This window comes from Shimia sp. CNT1-13L.2 (genome assembly GCF_024331145.1).
Lineage (GTDB): Bacteria > Pseudomonadota > Alphaproteobacteria > Rhodobacterales > Rhodobacteraceae > Shimia.
This window is the reverse complement of record NZ_JANDJO010000013.1, coordinates 48,303-64,766: the sequence shown is the minus strand read 5'-3', so window position 1 is coordinate 64,766 and position 16,464 is coordinate 48,303. Positions and strand designations below refer to the sequence as shown.

At 60.0% G+C, this 16,464-nt stretch carries 17 protein-coding genes, 1 tRNA gene and 1 pseudogene; 8 read left to right on the top strand and 11 right to left on the bottom strand.

Annotation, left to right across the window (positions count from 1 at the left end):
- Together NNA36_RS20020 and gabT are read right to left on the bottom strand one after the other, a co-directional pair.
- A pseudogene (locus tag NNA36_RS20020) lies at nucleotides 1-155 on the bottom strand (acyl-CoA dehydrogenase); the annotation flags it as partial.
- Between the two features lie 12 nt (nucleotides 156-167).
- Nucleotides 168-1,472, bottom strand: coding sequence for a 4-aminobutyrate--2-oxoglutarate transaminase (gabT, locus tag NNA36_RS18835; protein ID WP_255109985.1), 1,305 nt, complete (start codon nucleotides 1,470-1,472; stop codon nucleotides 168-170).
- Nucleotides 1,473-1,578: 106 nt separating this feature from the next.
- On the opposite strand from gabT, the gene NNA36_RS18830 reads away from it, so the two are divergent.
- Together NNA36_RS18830 and NNA36_RS18825 are read left to right on the top strand one after the other, a co-directional pair.
- Nucleotides 1,579-2,187, top strand: coding sequence for a cupin domain-containing protein (locus NNA36_RS18830; RefSeq protein ID WP_369681691.1), 609 nt, complete (start codon nucleotides 1,579-1,581; stop codon nucleotides 2,185-2,187).
- A 36-nt stretch (nucleotides 2,188-2,223) separates the two neighbouring features.
- Nucleotides 2,224-3,330: a CaiB/BaiF CoA-transferase family protein gene (locus NNA36_RS18825; RefSeq protein ID WP_255109980.1), complete on the top strand. Its 1,107-nt coding sequence runs from the start codon at nucleotides 2,224-2,226 to the stop codon at nucleotides 3,328-3,330.
- Between the two features lie 92 nt (nucleotides 3,331-3,422).
- Here the strand turns inward: NNA36_RS18825 and NNA36_RS18820 are convergent, their stop codons facing one another.
- From NNA36_RS18820 to NNA36_RS18785, 8 genes are all read right to left on the bottom strand, one after another.
- Complete coding sequence (locus NNA36_RS18820) at nucleotides 3,423-4,742, bottom strand: TRAP transporter large permease subunit (protein WP_255109978.1); 1,320 nt, start codon at nucleotides 4,740-4,742, stop codon at nucleotides 3,423-3,425.
- A 44-nt stretch (nucleotides 4,743-4,786) separates the two neighbouring features.
- Nucleotides 4,787-5,362: a TRAP transporter small permease subunit gene (locus NNA36_RS18815; protein WP_255109976.1), complete on the bottom strand. Its 576-nt coding sequence runs from the start codon at nucleotides 5,360-5,362 to the stop codon at nucleotides 4,787-4,789.
- Nucleotide 5,363: 1 nt separating this feature from the next.
- Complete coding sequence (gene dctP, locus NNA36_RS18810; protein WP_255109974.1) at nucleotides 5,364-6,377, bottom strand: TRAP transporter substrate-binding protein DctP; 1,014 nt, start codon at nucleotides 6,375-6,377, stop codon at nucleotides 5,364-5,366.
- A gap of 592 nt (nucleotides 6,378-6,969) precedes the next feature.
- Nucleotides 6,970-7,725 carry a hypothetical protein gene (locus tag NNA36_RS18805; protein WP_255109972.1) on the bottom strand — a complete coding sequence of 252 codons (756 nt, stop codon included), beginning with the start codon at nucleotides 7,723-7,725 and terminating at the stop codon, nucleotides 6,970-6,972.
- A 129-nt stretch (nucleotides 7,726-7,854) separates the two neighbouring features.
- A tRNA-Arg gene (locus tag NNA36_RS18800) sits at nucleotides 7,855-7,931 on the bottom strand.
- Nucleotides 7,932-7,991: 60 nt separating this feature from the next.
- On the bottom strand, nucleotides 7,992-9,380 hold the full coding sequence (locus NNA36_RS18795; protein ID WP_255109970.1) for a HAMP domain-containing sensor histidine kinase: 1,389 nt from the start codon (nucleotides 9,378-9,380) through the stop codon (nucleotides 7,992-7,994).
- Nucleotides 9,381-9,399: 19 nt separating this feature from the next.
- Nucleotides 9,400-10,818, bottom strand: coding sequence for an NAD(P)/FAD-dependent oxidoreductase (locus NNA36_RS18790; RefSeq protein ID WP_255109968.1), 1,419 nt, complete (start codon nucleotides 10,816-10,818; stop codon nucleotides 9,400-9,402).
- Between the two features lie 2 nt (nucleotides 10,819-10,820).
- The gene (locus NNA36_RS18785; RefSeq protein ID WP_255109966.1) at nucleotides 10,821-11,555 is read right to left on the bottom strand and encodes a TVP38/TMEM64 family protein; all 735 of its coding nucleotides are present in this window, start codon (nucleotides 11,553-11,555) and stop codon (nucleotides 10,821-10,823) included.
- 277 nt (nucleotides 11,556-11,832) lie between these two features.
- On the opposite strand from NNA36_RS18785, the gene rpmH reads away from it, so the two are divergent.
- From rpmH to yidD, 4 genes are all read left to right on the top strand, one after another.
- The gene (gene rpmH / locus NNA36_RS18780) at nucleotides 11,833-11,967 is read left to right on the top strand and encodes a 50S ribosomal protein L34 (protein WP_035260992.1); all 135 of its coding nucleotides are present in this window, start codon (nucleotides 11,833-11,835) and stop codon (nucleotides 11,965-11,967) included.
- Nucleotides 11,968-11,990: 23 nt separating this feature from the next.
- The gene (rnpA, locus tag NNA36_RS18775) at nucleotides 11,991-12,413 is read left to right on the top strand and encodes a ribonuclease P protein component (RefSeq protein ID WP_255109964.1); all 423 of its coding nucleotides are present in this window, start codon (nucleotides 11,991-11,993) and stop codon (nucleotides 12,411-12,413) included.
- 95 nt (nucleotides 12,414-12,508) lie between these two features.
- Nucleotides 12,509-12,916 carry a GFA family protein gene (locus NNA36_RS18770; RefSeq protein WP_255109962.1) on the top strand — a complete coding sequence of 136 codons (408 nt, stop codon included), beginning with the start codon at nucleotides 12,509-12,511 and terminating at the stop codon, nucleotides 12,914-12,916.
- A gap of 162 nt (nucleotides 12,917-13,078) precedes the next feature.
- Nucleotides 13,079-13,315 carry a membrane protein insertion efficiency factor YidD gene (gene yidD / locus NNA36_RS18765; RefSeq protein WP_255109960.1) on the top strand — a complete coding sequence of 79 codons (237 nt, stop codon included), beginning with the start codon at nucleotides 13,079-13,081 and terminating at the stop codon, nucleotides 13,313-13,315.
- Here yidD and NNA36_RS18760 read toward each other — a convergent pair.
- On the bottom strand, nucleotides 13,312-13,842 hold the full coding sequence (locus NNA36_RS18760; protein WP_255109958.1) for a DUF3833 domain-containing protein: 531 nt from the start codon (nucleotides 13,840-13,842) through the stop codon (nucleotides 13,312-13,314). The two genes, yidD and NNA36_RS18760, sit on opposite strands and share 4 nt — an antisense overlap.
- Nucleotides 13,843-13,956: 114 nt before the next feature.
- On the opposite strand from NNA36_RS18760, the gene ttcA reads away from it, so the two are divergent.
- Both ttcA and NNA36_RS18750 read left to right on the top strand, forming a co-directional pair.
- Nucleotides 13,957-14,826: a tRNA 2-thiocytidine(32) synthetase TtcA gene (gene ttcA / locus NNA36_RS18755; RefSeq protein ID WP_255109957.1), complete on the top strand. Its 870-nt coding sequence runs from the start codon at nucleotides 13,957-13,959 to the stop codon at nucleotides 14,824-14,826.
- 55 nt (nucleotides 14,827-14,881) lie between these two features.
- Complete coding sequence (locus NNA36_RS18750) at nucleotides 14,882-16,390, top strand: bifunctional diguanylate cyclase/phosphodiesterase (RefSeq protein WP_255109955.1); 1,509 nt, start codon at nucleotides 14,882-14,884, stop codon at nucleotides 16,388-16,390.
- Nucleotides 16,391-16,464: the final 74 nt, after the last annotated feature.

Sequence of the window (16,464 nt, the reverse complement as noted above, 5' to 3'; positions counted from 1 at the left end):
GTGACGCGGCTCATCAGCTTCTCGTCACAATAGGCCTTGGCCGCATCCCGCACCATGCGCTCTTCTTCGCTCAACTGGCCTTCCAGCAGGAACGGATCCCCCCAGGAAAACCCGCTCAAACCAGGTTGCGATTGCGGGGCTAGATCTTTTGCCATGGGTGTCTCTCCTTATTCCGCAGCCTGGGCGGTCGTGTTGATGGCCGCCTCGATCGAGGCTTCAAGAATATCCAGTGCTTCCTCGACCTGCGCCATCGGCGTGGTCAGTGGCGGCAGCAGGCGCACAGCATTGCCGCGGGTGCCGCAGGGCAGGATGATCAGCCCGCGTGCTTCCGCCTCGGCAACAATTGCCTGGGTCAGGGCCGCATCCGGATTGTTGGTTGCGCGATCGGTCACCATCTCAAAGGCGACCATGGCGCCAAGGCCACGCACATCGCCAATGGCTTCGTTGCCCTGACGCGCCGCCATTTCGGTCAGGCGTGCCTTGATCGCATCCCCGATCTCGGTCGCCTTGGCGCAGAGGTCTTCCTCCTCGATCACGTCGAAAACGGCGTTCGCCGCGGCAACGGCCAGCGGGTTACCGGCATAGGTGCCGCCGATGCCGCCCACAGGGGCAGCATCGACGATTTCGGCCCGACCGGTCACGGCTGAGAGCGGGAACCCGCCAGCCAGGCCCTTGGCCATGGTCACCAGGTCGGCGGCCACGCCCGCGTGTTCGAAAGCAAAGAGTTTGCCGGTCCGGGCAATCCCCGCCTGAACCTCGTCGGCAATCAGGATGATGCCATAGTCGTCACAGATCTTGCGCAGCGCCTGCAGGAATTCCGGCTGCGCCACGTTGAAGCCGCCTTCGCCCTGTACCGGCTCGATGATCATCGCCGCCACGCGCTCGGGATCGATCGAGCTTTTGAACATGTTGTCCAGAACCGCCAGCGATTGTTCGACGGTCACGCCGTGGAATTCATTCGGGAAGGGCGCATGCAGCACCTCCGGCGGCATCGCACCAAAGGCCTTTTTGTAGGGGTTCACCTTGCCACACAGCGCCATACCCATCAGGGTCCGGCCGTGGAAGGCGCCCGAAAAGGCGATGACGCCCGAGCGGCCAGTGTAGGCACGTGCCATTTTAACTGCGTTTTCAACCGCTTCGGCCCCGGTGGTCACCAGCATGGTCTTCTTTTCAAAGTCCCCTGGCGTCGCACCGTTCAGACGCTCGGCAAGCGCGATATAGCTCTCGTAGGGCGCAACGTGGAAACAGGTGTGGGTGAAGTCTTCCGCCTGTTTGGCAACCGCGGCCATGACCTTGGGGTGACGGTGGCCGGTGTTGTTCACGGCAATGCCTGCCGCGAAGTCGATGAACCGCTTACCGTCTGCATCCCACAGTTCCGCATTCTCCGCACGAGCGGCATAGATGCCGCGTGTCGCAACACCCTTGGCAATCGCCGCCTCGCGGCGTGTCTTGAGGTTCTGGCTAACGCTCATGCGCGAATCTCCTCTGTCTGCGCTTTGATTCCTCGCTTTTTATTGCTCATTATTTTGAACTTTGCTACCTATAAATTGCGCAACATCACGGGATTCGCTTATTCTGATGGAAAGATATGGAGGATATGACGTGATGACGGACGATTTTGACGTTGGCGGCCGACTCAAGGCGCTCAGAAAGCAATTTGGCATGTCTCAAAGGAAGTTGGCAGAAGCTGCTGGCGTCCCTCACGGACAGATTTCAATGATCGAAACCAACCGCAGCAGCCCTTCGGTGGCATCTTTGCGCAAAATTCTAGGCGGCTTCGGCGTCACCATGTCGGAATTTTTTGAGCCAGAGGCCATCAGCGCCCAAAAACCGTTCTTCACCCCGTCGGAAATGCGCGACCTGACCTCGCTGCTGTACCAGGGCGACGAACTGGCGCTTCAGAAAATCGCCATCAGGCAGGTCGGCGACGCCAAGGCCCACAACCTTCAGATCCTGCACGAAGTCTACGAGGCCGGTGCTGATACCGGTGCCTCGATGATCGAGCATGACGCCAACGAAGGCGGCATCGTGGTCTCGGGCGAAATCGAAGTCACGGTCGGCGATGAAATCCGCATTCTCAAGGCCGGTGATGCCTATCTCTTCAACAGCCGCGAACCCCATCGGTTCCGCAATGTCTCGGATCGTCCGGCCGAAGTCATATCGGCCTGCACCCCACCATATCTCTAGTCCCCGAACAGGGCTCTCAACGCGAAGGAAACGCACATGTCCCCTCTCGAAGGTTTGAAAGTGGTCGAACTGGCCCGCATCCTGGCCGGTCCCTGGATTGGCCAGTCGTTGGCTGATCTTGGCGCCGAGGTGATCAAGATCGAAGCCGAGAGTGGTGATGACACCCGCACCTGGGGCCCTCCCTTCATCGAACGCGACGGCGACAAGACCGCCGCCTATTACTATGCCGCCAACCGCGGCAAAACCGCAGTGACCGCCGACTTTCGCACCGAAGAAGGGCAACAGAAGGTCCGCGATCTCATCAAGGATGCCGACATCCTGATCGAGAACTTCAAGGTAGGCGGCCTTGCCAAATACGGTCTCGACTATGACAGCCTGAAGGACCTGAACCCACGGCTGATCTACTGCTCGATCACCGGTTTCGGCCAGGACGGCCCCTATGCCCAACGCGCTGGTTACGACTTTCTGATTCAGGGTCTCTCCGGCCTCATGTCGATCACCGGCGAACCGGATCGCCAACCGCAGAAGGTGGGCGTTGCCGTCACCGATGTGGTGACCGGCCTCTATGGCACCATCGGCATCCTTGCCGCCGTCGAACAACGCCACCGCACCGGCAAGGGGCAACACATCGACATGTCCCTGCTCGACTGCGCGACCTCCATGCTGGCCAATCAGGCGATGAACTACCTTGCAACCGGCAACAGCCCGATGCGCAAGGGCAACGACCACCCCAATATCTCGCCCTATCAGGTTCTCCCTACCAAAGACGGCCATATCATCCTCGCCGTGGGCAACGATGGCCAGTTCCAGCGGTTCTGCGACGTCATTCAGCGCCCCGACCTTGCCTCGAATGGCGACTACGCCACCAACGGTCTGCGCGTTTCCAACCGCGAAGCCCTGACCGCCGAAATCGAATCCTCCCTGACCGGATGGCTCTCGGCTGACCTGCTGGCCGCGCTGGAAAAGGCCACTGTGCCAGCTGGCCCCATCAACTCCATCGGTCAGGCCTTTGACGACCCCCAGATCAAGGCCCGCGGCATGGTGATTGAACCAGAAGGCATCAAAGGCGTTCGCGGCCCGTGGAAATTCTCGGATGCAGAACTGAAACTCGACAAGACGGCACCAGTCCTGCCGCGCGGCTGAGACCACCTGCAAACCAAAAAAGAAGCCGCCTCAAGAGGCGGCTTTTCAGTTGGGGAAAACGGGTTGGCACAGGCGCGCCAACCTTTTTGGTTTCAGAACAGCAATCCGGGCAGCCAAAGCGCGATTTGTGGAAAGGCCACCACCAACCCGAGGCCGATAATCTGCAACGCCACAAAGGGCAGGGCCGCCTTGTAGATATCGCCGATGGTGATCTCCGGCGGCGCCACCGACCGCATATAGAACAGGTTGTAGCCAAATGGCGGCGTCAAATAGGCCGACTGCATCGACAGGATGAACAACACCGCGAACCAGGTGGTATCGAACCCAAGGTCACGCACGATCGGCACGAACAAAGGCACGGTGATGAAGACAATCGCAAAGTCATCTAGGAACATGCCCAGCACGAAATAGGTCGCCAGCATTGCGACAATCACCAGCATCGGGCTCAGCTCGAAATCCTCGATCAACTCACCAACGATCATGCCCGCACCAAGACCCACGTAGATCTTCGAAAAGAACACCGCCGCGATGGTGATCCACATCAGCATACCCATCAACTTGGTTGTGGTGATCATCACATAGCGCAGCATGTCCCAGTTCACCCGGCCATGCAGCGCGGCAATCACCAGCGCCCCGAAAGCACCGATGGCCGAGGCCTCGGATGGCGAGGTCACACCACCGATGATACACCCCAGCACCGTCGCGATTAGCACCCCCGGCGCAATCAGGTGGCGCAGGGATTTCAGCTTTTCGATACCACTAAACCGTTCTTCCGCAGGCGCGGGCGGCCCCAGATCCGGATCAATCCGACAGCGGATCAGAACATAGAGGATATAGATACCCGCCAGCATCAGTCCCGGCATCAATCCGGCAGCAAACAGCTTGCCTACGGAATCCCGGCTCAGGAAGGCGTAGATGATCATCAGAACCGACGGCGGGATCAAGAACCCGAGCGCCCCGCCCGCCATGATCGTGCCCGTGACCAGCTTCTTGTCATAGCCGCGCTTCAGCATCGCGGGCAGCGCAATGATGCCAAGCGACACGGTTGCTGCACCTGATACCCCTGCCATCGCCGCGATCAAGGCACAGATGATGACCGTACCAACCCCAAGACCGCCGGGCACGCCGCCCATCAGTTTGTGGATCATCTCGAAAAGATCGTCGGTTATGCCCGACCGCTGCAACACGAGGCCCATGAAGATGAACAACGGCAGCGCCACCAACAGGAAGTTGTCCATCGCGCTGTAGGTCGAACTCACAAGGAGCTCGAGACCACCCGGCCCCCACAGCATATAGGCGCTTCCCACGCCGGATATTGTCAGCGCCCAGGCCAGCGGCGATCCCGCCGCCATCAGGGCCAGCATCGACAGAAACATGATCGCGGTAATGGCCAGCGGATCGAGTTCAGCCATAAGTCTTCCTCCCGGACGGCCTGCGCCGCCCTCGCAGATGCGCCCTAGTCTTGAGCGGCTTTAAGAAGTTCCGGGTCAATATCGCTTTCCACCTCGCGCTCGCGCGGGTCCACGAAATCAACGCCCAAAAGTGTCAGAACCGACCGCAGCAATTCCGCGATGTTCTGAAGGATCACCAGCCCCACCGCGACGGGGATCACCGTCTTGATCGGATAGATCGCAGGCTGCCAGATGCTCTTGTTCGAATACTCACGCACCGCCCAGCTGTCCGCCGCAAAGCCGACCGCCATCTTGAAGAAAACACCCAGAACAACGAGACCAATGGCAAAGATGATCGTGTCGAAAAAGGCTTTGCCACGCTTGTTCAACAAGCCGTAAAGCACTTCGGACCGCACATGCCCCCGGTGGCGCAGCGTATAGGCCCCCGCCAACATGCAAAAAGCCCCGTACAGCATGGTCGAGGTTTCATGCGCCCAGATGGTCGGCGCGTTCAGGAAATAGCGGGCGATGATCTCCAGCATCAGCACGGCAATCATCGCCAGCGTCAACCAGGAAATGGCCCGCCCGACGAACTCGGACAGGCCATCCTGAATGACAAGATATCTTGTCACCAGGCGCATGTTACAGGCGGCCTTGCGCCTTGGCGTTCGCGATCAGCGCATCAACCAGCGCCTTGTTGCGCTCCGAGCGCGCAGCCTCTTCCGCCCAGACACCCTGTGCCGCCTGGGTCAGCGCCTTGGAGTCGGCATCCGGCAGGGTTGCGTACTCAAAAGTGCCTTCGGCGACGCCTTCGTTGCCTTCAGCCAGCCACTGATGGATGTCATCGGCAAACTGCTGGATCGCGGCTTCAAGGATCTGCTTGTGCTCATCCGACAGCTTTTCCCAGACCGCAGGGTTGGCAAGGAAGGTCTCGGTCCAACCCGGCATCAGCATGTTCATGAAGGTATAGTTCTGCGCGGTTTCGTGCAGCTTCAGCTGCTCATACTCAACCGGACCACCGTAGATCGCACCGTCGATAACACCGGTCGACATGCCGATATAGAGTTCCTGCGCCGGCAAATAGACGGTCGGAATGTCAAACGCCGACAGGACCTTTGCAACGTTCGAAGTTGCGCGGATCTTGCGGGTTTTCAGGTCTGCCAGAGACGTGACCGGCTCTTTGGTCAGCAGGTCGTAGTTGTGACCATAGCCCTTGCCCAGGTAAACGGCACCTGCATCGGCATAAGCCGAGGTCAGCAGCGCATCGACTTCGGCGCTGTCGAACAGGGCCTTGGCCTCGTCAACGCTTGCCCAAGCACCAGGCAGACCGGCCTCGATGTTGCCCACATCGATCTGACCCGACCAGTAGCCACCGGTGCCATGCACGATGTCGATGGTGCCCTTGGCAACTGCATCGGCAAACTGATCCGACGCAACCAGCTCACCACCACGGAAGTACTGGATGCGCAGGGTGCCGTTCGAGGCATCCTTGACCGATTTGCGAAACTTCTTCGCGATATGGTCGATCTCGGTGCCATAGAAGGTGTGAAAGCGCAGACGCACGGTGTCGGCTGCGGCAGTGGTTGCCACCGAAGCCACAACAGCGGCACCGGCCAGGGCGCCCAGCGCGGCGCGACGGGAGAAAGTGAATTTCATGAGTTTTGTCCTCCTTGTGGGGCCGAAGCCCCAATCTTCTGCGCTGCTCTGGACCGGAAATCTGCGCGCACCCCGTCGTCAGCGTAGGACCGACCTACAACGCCAGAACATTCTGCGCAATAATCTATGCACTAATAAGGCGTATTTGCCGCATTATTACCGACTCCATCAAAATTCCAATTTTCGAAAAAGTACATTTTTCAATTTATTTTCAGACACTAAATGGCAGATCTCAATAATCTTGAGTCCCAAAATAGCACAGATATCCACACATAAAATTTCATAAATTTAGAGCATATAATCCGGTAGAATGCCCAAAAAACAAAGAATCATTGGTGACTCACTCATATAGGAGTTCCAATTCGGGCCACCGCCGAAGGGTGTCGGCGCCCCATATGAGGTCAAAATGAATTCACGGAGAAACAGGAGAGCAGGCCGCCGGCGATACACCAAACCAGCAGGATAGCGACACGGCACCGCCAGCCTCCAGAGTACTCCAACGTTACTGGCCCAAAATCGCGCCAACGTACCTATCGATGAAAGCTCCCCAAAGGACAGTCTCGATCATACGTTCGCCACACTTTGGTCAGCCTCAGGCGCCCAGCGCTTGGGAACACAGGTATTCGTAATGCGGCTGATGATGCGTCAGGTACCGGCGCATCGCCGGGTGCTCGCGGCTCATCGCCTCGAACTTCGCCTTCTGGGCTTGAACCTCCTCGGCCGTGATCGGGCGAATGCCTTTCGACCGGGTCACGTCCGAATGCCACCCCTCGACCTGCTTCCAGTCCTCTGGCTGCGCGCCCTGCCAGTCAAAGGCGTGATCCGCAGGTGTCAGACCGATCTCGGCCCAAAGCGCACTTAACACTCCCTTGGCGTCGCCACGAATACCCTCGGCGCGGACCACGACCGCTTTCTCGCCAGCCGCCACAAGGGCCTTATGATGCTCCGCCTGAGCCTCAAGTCCGATTTCGTCCAAAGTCACCTCCGGGTCCAGCTTGAAGTAAGACGGGATCGACGCAACCGGATCACGCACAAGGAAACAGTTCACCAACCGCCCCTGCCAGGCTTCATCTTTCAGGATATGCGGCATGACATAGAAACTCATGTCCTTGATGAACACGGGCTGCGCTTCGGCCTCCGTCAGAAGCATATCGCGCACCGCCTCATAGCTCACGGGATGCCCGTCCTGAGGTTCGAAATGCGGCATCACCCGAACCTGCCGCTCAATGTAATAGTCATACATGAACGGCTCATGGAAACAGCGCAGATCACCCCGCTCCCGCATGATCCGCTCGGTCGCCGTCGACATGGAACGGGGATGAGACCAAAGCGCGATAATCGGGTGCATGAATGTCTCCTCAAGGCAAATCCTGTCTTCAAACCTGCAAGGACCGCACCTCGCATGTCACGCCTGTTTGCGACTTTTCCGGAGAAAAAAGTAAGGCCCAGTCGCTGTGGACTGGGCCTTGGAATTCTATGGCGCTCTGGGGAGGATTCGAACCCCCGACCCCTTGATTCGTAGTCAAGTACTCTATCCAGCTGAGCTACCAGAGCGCGGTGAAGGGGGATTTAGAGTGTATGCTGGAGAGTCGCAAGAGCAAAAAGTAAGTTTTTTCAACTTTCTGCCACATCACCCTTCGGAAGCCTTATTTTAAAGGCCGTACCGCCTTCGTCACTCGACAAAAGATCCAGCGTCCCACCATGCCCACCAATCAGCTCGGCCGAAATCGCAAGCCCCAATCCTGAACCACCTTTGCGCACCCCGCCCTGGAACGGTGTGAACAGGTGCTCACGCGCCTTGGGCGGCAATCCGGGGCCGGTATCACGCACGGTCACGATCCACGAATCCGTCTCCTCGACAGCGGCAACCGCGATTTCGCCCGGCACGCCGGTGGCAACAATCGCCTGCCGCGCGTTGCGCACAAGGTTGGACAGCACGCGGTACAATTGCTCGGGATCGGCCCGCATCACCATGCCCGCAGGAATGTCTTCCGCAAAGCTCAGGTCGAACTCGCCAATTGCCAGACGCTCGCTCTCGATCACGTCAGACACAAGCTGCCCGAGGTCCACCTGGCACAGGCGGGGGGGCGGCTCTTCGGCCTTGCCAAAGGCCAGCGTGCTTTCACACAGGTTCACCGCCCGCGTTATCGAATTCACCAGCTTCGGCGCCATCCGCTTCACCGCCGGGTCTTCGCTCATCTCGATACGATCCGTGAACAGCTGCGCCGACGTCAGGATATTGCGCAGATCGTGGCTCACCTTCGCCACCGCTCCACCCAGCTGCGCAAGGCGCTCTTTCTGCTTGAGCGACGCCGTCAGTTCGATCTGCAGCATTTCAAGTGCTTCCTCGGCTTCGCGAATCTCCACGATCCCGGCCGAGGGATGGATGATCCCGCGTGCATCTTCAGGGGCCTTGGCATAGGCCTGCATATAGCGCACCACGCCCTTGATCGGCTTCACGAGAATCCCGCGCACCGCAAAGAACAACAGCGCCGCCGTCACCGCCGAGATCACCAGCGAAAGCCAGAGAACATTCAGGCCGTATTCGATCATCGCCGCCCGCAGCCCCGATGTCTCCATCGTCACCTCGATCAGCAAACCGGCTTCGCGCACCGGCGAACCGATCACCCGGATAACCTTCTGATCGGTCTCGAACAGCCGCATCATGGCATCGCCGATCAACTCGGGCGCACCGGCATCCCGCATGTCAAACGTGGCATCAATCGGCTGTGGCATCGGCGAGGTCAGGATCAACTGCCGCATCTCGTCCCGCCGCAGCACCACGTTGAAAACGCCGGCATTGCGCAACAGTTCTTCTTCCAGCGACGCATCGATCATGTCGTCCGCCAAGAGCGCCAAGGACGCGATCTGCGCCCGCTCCAGCCGTGACAGCAAATAGTCTTCCCGGAACCGCGCCACCGACGGCACGAAGATCAGGACTTCGGCCACCATCACGAAGATGATGGTCAGAAACAGGAATCGACCCGATAACGTGTTGAGCATCCGCGCTCCGTACATGAACTTATGGCAACCAGCGTTGCACGAAACGAACCACCCGTTTCACCCTAGGACTATCAAAAAGTCTGGGCGAGAAATAGGCCCCTGCCGCACGCTTGTTGATCTCGCCAACGGTGGGATAAGGAGACACCATACTGGCCACTTGTCCCATTTTCATACGATTGGCGATGACAAGTGCCCAAAGGTTTATGTGCTCTCCCGCCTGATGGCCTGCAATCGAAGCCCCGACAGGCCGCCCCTTGACCACCATAACCTTGATCAATCCCTTTGCCTTGCGCTCGGCGATCAGGCGATCGTTGTGGTGCAGGTCAAACCGCATGACTTCCAATGCGTCACCATGCGCCGCGCGCGCCTCGGCCTCGGTCATGCCAACCTGCGCCAGCTCCGGATCGGTATAGGTCGCATGCGGAATGTGGTCCTTGCGTTCCTTCGCGGGCAACCCGAACAGGGCTGAGCGAATGATCACGCCCGCGTGGTATCCGGCCACATGGGTAAACTGCTTGCCGCCAGTCACGTCACCGATCGCATAGACCCGACGGTTCGAGGTTTTCAGGCTCTGATCCACCTTGATTCCCGCCCGCGTGGTCTCGATCCCCGCCACCTCAAGGTTCAACCGGTCAATGTTCGGCTTGCGCCCGACCGCCATCAGAAGATGCGAGCCTTCAAACACGCGACCATCCTTGGCCTCGACCCGAATGGCACCGGCCTCACCGCTGATCTGCGCCGCCAAAGCGCCTTCCTCGATCACCAGCCCCTCGTCGCGCAACTGGTCCAGAACAAAGGCCGCCATCTCCGGATCATCCCGGCCCAGCGCCTTCTCGCCCTCGATCACCGTCACCTTGCTGCCAAGCCGCAGATGCGCCTGCGCCATTTCCATCCCGATCGGGCCACCGCCGACAATCAGCAGATGCTCCGGCTTTTCACGCAGCTCGAACAGGGTCTCGTTTGTCTCGTAAGGCACGCTGTCCAACCCGGGAATCGGTGGCACAAACGGGCTCGACCCCGTGGCGATCACGATCCGGCGCGCCTCGATCACATGCTCCCCGGCCTGCACCTCGTTTGCGCCAAGGAACTGGCCGTACTCCGAGATCACCCGAACCCCCAGCCCTTCGAACCGCTCGACCGAGTCATTGGGCTCAATCTGGGCAATCACATCCGCCACGTGGTCCTTGACCGCCGCGTAATCGACCTGCGGCACCTGATCCGCCACGCCAAACACCGCGGCATGGGCCTGCGTATGCGCCACTTTGGCGCTGGCCAACAGGGCCTTGGACGGAACGCAGCCAAAGTTCAGACAGTCGCCGCCCATCCTGTGCCCTTCCAACAGGACAACATCCGCCCCCATCTGCACGGCACCCGCCGCAACCGACAACCCACCAGACCCGGCGCCGATCACCAGGAGATCCGTCTTGATCCGTTCCATGTTCAGATGTCCTTACCGCCGCGCAGGGCCTTGATCACAATAGGAAGCGCCGCCAAGGCACACAGGCCAAGAATCGGCCCGAGGATATGAGGCTCGAAAATCACGCCGAGGTTCGGCACTTCGCCTTGGGCAAACACTTCGCCCAGTCCCGCCCCGACCGAGGTAAACACCACGCCGCCCGGAATGATCCCGATAAAGGTCGAAATCACGAACCGGCGGATCGGCACGCCCACGATGGCGGGCAACAGGTTGGCCACGAAGAACGGCACCACCGGAACCAGCCGCATCAGAAACAGCATCGACCACTGGTTTTCGTCCAGGGCATCCTTCATGCGTTTCACCCGCCCCTCAGAGGCGTCCATTTTCTCCGACAGCCGCTCGCCGAATCCATGGCGTGCCGCCAGAAAGATCAGCGTCGCACCGATGGTAGCCGCCACGACATTGAAGGTTGATCCCAACACCGTGCCAAACATGAACCCGCCCGTCAGCGATGCCACCGCCGCACCGGGCAATGAAAAGGCCACGATCACGATATAGATACCCATGAACGCCAGGACCGCCGGCACATAGTTGGCATCCCGAAATGCCAGCAGCACCTCACGATTGTCACGCAGCGCCTCAAAGCTGAGGTAATCGCCAAGGGTCACCGCACCGATACCTGCCACCGTCAGAATCACCGCGATTGGCAAAAGGCGGCCCAACCCGCGTTTCCGGCCTGTTTCTGTCATGTCACTCATTGGCTTCCCATGTGCTTGCTTGCTCTAAACATGCGGTACGGCGACAAAAAACAACAGGGACCTCACAGTCGCTTGATCTCCGAGGCGAATCTCGTGATAAGCGCGACCGGAAACCGGGGGTTTTGAAACATTGCGCTGCCTGCAGTGCAGATTTTGTTGCAAAACGCCAATCCGGTGTTTGACTTATTATTCCCGCCCGCCTATAGACCGGGCTTCGAATAGCACCTGGGCCCGCGATTCCGTCGCGAGGCGCCCTGACAGATACGGAGACGGAGCGATGAAACGCACCTACCAACCCTCGAACCTGGTTCGCAAACGCCGCCACGGCTTCCGTGCGCGCATGGCTACCAAAGCTGGCCGCAAGATCCTGAACGCACGCCGCCTGCGCGGCCGCAAGTCGCTGAGCGCATAAGCGTCTCGACCGTTCTGACGGACATGACACCGCCGGAGGCCCCCGAGGATGGCTTTGCCGCCCAAGGGGACATGCCCCCGGCGGTGTCCGTTTGTCTTGAGGTTCTGAAAAACCGCAGCGATTTCCTCGCCGCCGCCCGCGCCCGCAAACAGGGCACCAAGGCGATGATGGTGCAGGGTCGCAAACGTCGCGCCGATGAAGACGTTCCAGCCGATGCCATCCGCGTCGGCTTTACCTGTTCCAAGAAGGTCGGCAACGCCGTCGCCCGCAACCGCGCCAAACGCCGGATGCGCGAAGTCGCCCGCCTTGTCCTGCCGGCACATGGCAAACCCGGCTGGGACTACGTGCTAATCGGCCGCGCCAACGAAACCGCCGCCCGCAACTTCGATGTCCTGCAAAGCGATCTGCGCTACGCCCTACGCAAGCTGCACGCGGACAGGCGCTGACGCACATCTGCGTGAACACCCCGCACTCTCCTTGATGATTGCAACGATTGGCCTACGCTCGATCAGGTCGATGGACAGGAGACAAGGGGACCCCAATGACAAAACTCACAGGCCAATGCCTCTGCGGCGCAATCTCTTTCGAAGCCGATGGCGAGGTGCCCGTCATGGCAAATTGCCACTGCACCGATTGCCGCAAGGCCACCGGAAGCGCCTATGCCGCGCTGATGTTCATGAAGGAAAGTGACGTCAAAATCACCGGCACAACCAAGACCTTTCAGCACAATTCCGACGCCGGCTCGTTGATGACCAAGCATTTCTGCGAAAACTGCGGCTCTCCGATGTTTACCCAGAATTCAAACCGTCCAGGCATGATCGGCCTGCGCGCGGGCACGATCAACGAACAACAGGAATTCACGCCCAAGGCCAATGTCTACACATCAAGCGTAATGGCCGCGACGATCCTGGATGAAAACCTGCCGGCCTTCGCGAAAATGCCCGGATAACCTTCATCCGAAAATGGTGGTGGCTTCCTCTCGCTACGAAGCGAGGGCAGGCACCGCCGCAAAAATTCTCTGCGCCGCCGCCAGTCACAAAAATGCGCGTGGGGTGCGTCAAAACCCGCCACCCCACTTCCCTATGCCCCCTGCCGCGCCTATCTTCGCGCCATGTCACCGCTTGCCCATATCGTCGCCCTGCCGATCCGCGCCTACCGCCTGATCTTTTCGCCCTGGGTCGGCTTCAACTGTCGCTATCAGCCCACCTGCTCGGCCTACGCGCTCGAGGCATTGGAAAAGCATGGGCCCATTCGCGGCACCCTCCTGACCATCCGCCGCCTTGGCCGCTGCCATCCGCTGGGCGGCGACGGCTATGATCCGGTGCCGGAACCGAAAAAGAAGCCCTAAAGCTTCTCGAAGAAAATCGTGACCTCGCCAAGGCGCACCCCGGCCTTCGACATATAGGCACGGTTCAACAACCGCCCGTCCTCCATCAGCCACATCCAGTCATCAAACGTCACACGGATCGTGCTCTCGCCATCGGCGCGCGGCAGATCGATGGTATAGCGCCAGTTGAAGGCATCGCCGCGCTCTTCGCCCCGCGCCACGCCCTGAACGCCATTCGCCGTGCCTTCCCAACTGTCCTCGCCGGTCTTGCGCAGGGTCCAGACACGGCGCTCGGCACCCCCGTCATCATACTTGAACCGTTCATCCAGTGTCAGGGTCGTGCCATCCCATGTCCCGTCAATCGTGACCTTAAAGCGCCGCTGCACGTTCCCCAAGATATCCTGAAACTGCCCATAGGCCACGGTTGGCCCGTCAAAGTACCGTTCAAGATCAAGCTTGCGATCACTCAGGTTCGGATCATCAAGCGACGGCTTGCCACAACCAACCAAAGTGACAAGGGCAAGGCTAAAGACAATGAAAAGACGCATGGCAGGCTCCTGTGTTCCCTTCGGATACGCCCCGCGCCTTCCATCGGATGACTCTTGCCTGCCTCACGGCGGGAATCCTTGCCCACAAGGCCCGTTTCCCCTAAAGGGCAGCCCATGCTTGATGATCTCGACGATATCCACCCGCTGTTCCACGGCGCCCCCTCTTCGGCCAGTTTCAAGAAACTGCGCAAACGCATCGTGCGCCAGACGCGCGAGGCGATCGAGCAGTATGGCATGATCGAACGCGGCGCCCGCTGGCTGGTCTGCCTCTCCGGCGGCAAGGACAGCTACACGCTGCTGGCCGTGCTGCACGAGCTCAAGTGGCGCGGGCTTTTGCCGGTCGACCTTCTGGCCTGCAACCTTGATCAGGGCCAACCCAATTTCCCGGCTACCGTCCTGCCCGAATTCCTTGAGAAAATGGGCGTCGAACACCGCATCGAGTATCAGGACACCTATTCCGTCGTGAAGGACAAGGTCCCCGCAGGGCGCACCTATTGCGCCCTCTGCTCGCGCCTGCGTCGTGGCAACCTCTACCGCATCGCCCGCGAAGAGGGCTGCTCGGCGGTTGTTCTGGGCCACCACCGCGACGACATTCTCGAAACCTTCTTCATGAACCTCTTCCACGGTGGCCGGCTCGCGACCATGCCCCCCAAGCTGGTCAACGAAGAAGGCGATCTCTTCGTCTACCGTCCCCTGGCCCATGTTGCCGAGGAAGACTGCGAGAAATTCGCCAAATCCATGAACTACCCGATCATCCCCTGTGATCTCTGCGGTTCTCAAGACGGGTTGCAGCGTCAGCAGGTCAAGCAGATCCTCGACCAATGGGAAAAGAACAGCCCCGGTCGGCGGCAGGTCATGTTCCGCGCCCTGACCAACATCCGCCCCTCGCACATGCTTGATCCCAAACTGTTCGATTTCGCCGGCCTGATGCGCGGAACGGAACAATTTGAGGAAATTGGCAACGACATTCCCAAGCTACGTTAACCGCACGGGAAATCCCGCCCCCTAATCTGCCCCTGATCCAAACAAGGGGCAGACCATGCTGGGGCACTACGACATCCGGGCCGCATCGCGGTATTTTCAGATTCTCTCGCCGATCCTGATCCTGTCCGCCTATCTTCTTGTGGGCGAGGTCTGGGTCTTCGCCATTCTGGCTCTGCTGCCCGCTGCGGCCTATGTCTCGACACTGCCGTCACCCCCTCCCCCCGCGCGGGACAAGGGGCGCGATGGGCTTACCGGTCTTCTGAACTCCGAAGGGTTCCAGATCGCGACCGAAATGACCCTCACGCAGGCAAACAGGGACGATCAATCCACCGCCTGTTTCCATATCGAACTTGATGATTTCATCGACCTGCGGGCGCGCCACGGACAGGCAAGCACCGATACGGTTCTGCGCCAGTCCGCCCTGCGCATCAGCCAGGCCATGCGCGATATCGATCACGTCGCCCGCATTGGCGAGGCGCGCTTTGCCGCGACACTGGCCGCGGGGCCCTCGCTGGACCGTGACGCCTGCCTGCGTCTCTCGGCACGCCTTCAAACCGCCCTCGAAGAGCCCGTGACCCTCCCCAATGCAACGCTGCTGCCGACCTGCTCCATCGGCTTTGCGCTCGCCACACCGCAACAAGAGACCAACGCCTTCCTGGATTGCGCCGCACAGGCACTGGAAGAAGCGCGCCGCAAGGGCACCTCCTGCATCCGCGCCCATTCTCCAGAACTCGGACGGCGGGCGCTTCGACATCGCCAGATCGAAACCGACGCGGCCTTTGCCCTTGAACGCAACGAGATCAAGGCATGGTTTCAACCGCAGCTTTCCACCGACACAGGCCGCGTGTCCGGGTTCGAGGCCCTCGCGCGCTGGGATCACCCGAAATTCGGCGTGATTCCCCCCATCGAATTCCTGCCCCTCCTGCACCGCTATGGCCTGTCGGAAACCCTGACCGACAGGATGCTCGCCCACGCCTTCAAGGCCCTGCGTAAATGGGACAGGCTGGGGCTTGATATCCCGCAGGTTGGCGTCAACTTCGCCGACGAGGAACTGCACAATCCCAATCTGCCCGACAAGGTCGCCTGGGCGCTCGACCGTTTCGGCATCCTGCCCGAACGCCTGACCATCGAAATCCTCGAAAGCGTCGCTACCGGCCCCAAGGAAACCGTGGTGATCCGCAACATCACCCGGCTGGCTGATCTCGGGTGCGGCATTGACCTTGATGATTTCGGCACCGGTCAGACCTCGATCGGCGCCCTGCGCCAGTTGCCGGTGTCCCGCCTCAAGATCTCGCGCATGTTTGTGTCTCAGGTCGATCGCGACGGGGATCAGCAGCGGATGATCACCGCCATCCTCACCATGTGCGAACGCCTCGGCATCGAAACCCTTGCCGAAGGCGTGGAAACCGCCGGAGAACACACCATGCTCGCGCAGTTGGGCTGTGCCCACGTTCAGGGCTTTGGCATCGCCCATCCCATGCCCTTTGCAGAAACAATTGCGTGGACACGCGCACACCGCGCCCGCCTCGCTGCGCCCCCGCAAATCGGGCGCAGGACCGGCTAAGGGCCGCCAGATCCCCGTTTGGCGGGGTCAAAGCCGCTCATATCCCAATAACCGCTTGACCTTTGGGTCTCACC

Coding starts and splice junctions, on each gene's coding strand:
- NNA36_RS18815 (WP_255109976.1), bottom strand. CDS start 5,362: ATGCGCCTGGTGACAAGATATCTTGTCATTCAGGATGGCCTGTCCGAG.
- NNA36_RS18750 (WP_255109955.1), top strand. CDS start 14,882: ATGCTGGGGCACTACGACATCCGGGCCGCATCGCGGTATTTTCAGATT.
- rnpA (WP_255109964.1), top strand. CDS start 11,991: ATGACACCGCCGGAGGCCCCCGAGGATGGCTTTGCCGCCCAAGGGGAC.
- dctP (WP_255109974.1), bottom strand. CDS start 6,377: ATGAAATTCACTTTCTCCCGTCGCGCCGCGCTGGGCGCCCTGGCCGGT.
- NNA36_RS18785 (WP_255109966.1), bottom strand. CDS start 11,555: ATGAGTGACATGACAGAAACAGGCCGGAAACGCGGGTTGGGCCGCCTT.
- yidD (WP_255109960.1), top strand. CDS start 13,079: ATGTCACCGCTTGCCCATATCGTCGCCCTGCCGATCCGCGCCTACCGC.
- rpmH (WP_035260992.1), top strand. CDS start 11,833: ATGAAACGCACCTACCAACCCTCGAACCTGGTTCGCAAACGCCGCCAC.
- NNA36_RS18805 (WP_255109972.1), bottom strand. CDS start 7,725: ATGCACCCGATTATCGCGCTTTGGTCTCATCCCCGTTCCATGTCGACG.
- NNA36_RS18795 (WP_255109970.1), bottom strand. CDS start 9,380: ATGCTCAACACGTTATCGGGTCGATTCCTGTTTCTGACCATCATCTTC.
- NNA36_RS18790 (WP_255109968.1), bottom strand. CDS start 10,818: ATGGAACGGATCAAGACGGATCTCCTGGTGATCGGCGCCGGGTCTGGT.
- ttcA (WP_255109957.1), top strand. CDS start 13,957: ATGCTTGATGATCTCGACGATATCCACCCGCTGTTCCACGGCGCCCCC.
- NNA36_RS18770 (WP_255109962.1), top strand. CDS start 12,509: ATGACAAAACTCACAGGCCAATGCCTCTGCGGCGCAATCTCTTTCGAA.
- gabT (WP_255109985.1), bottom strand. CDS start 1,472: ATGAGCGTTAGCCAGAACCTCAAGACACGCCGCGAGGCGGCGATTGCC.
- NNA36_RS18820 (WP_255109978.1), bottom strand. CDS start 4,742: ATGGCTGAACTCGATCCGCTGGCCATTACCGCGATCATGTTTCTGTCG.
- NNA36_RS18760 (WP_255109958.1), bottom strand. CDS start 13,842: ATGCGTCTTTTCATTGTCTTTAGCCTTGCCCTTGTCACTTTGGTTGGT.
- NNA36_RS18825 (WP_255109980.1), top strand. CDS start 2,224: ATGTCCCCTCTCGAAGGTTTGAAAGTGGTCGAACTGGCCCGCATCCTG.
- NNA36_RS18830 (WP_369681691.1), top strand. CDS start 1,579: ATGGAAAGATATGGAGGATATGACGTGATGACGGACGATTTTGACGTT.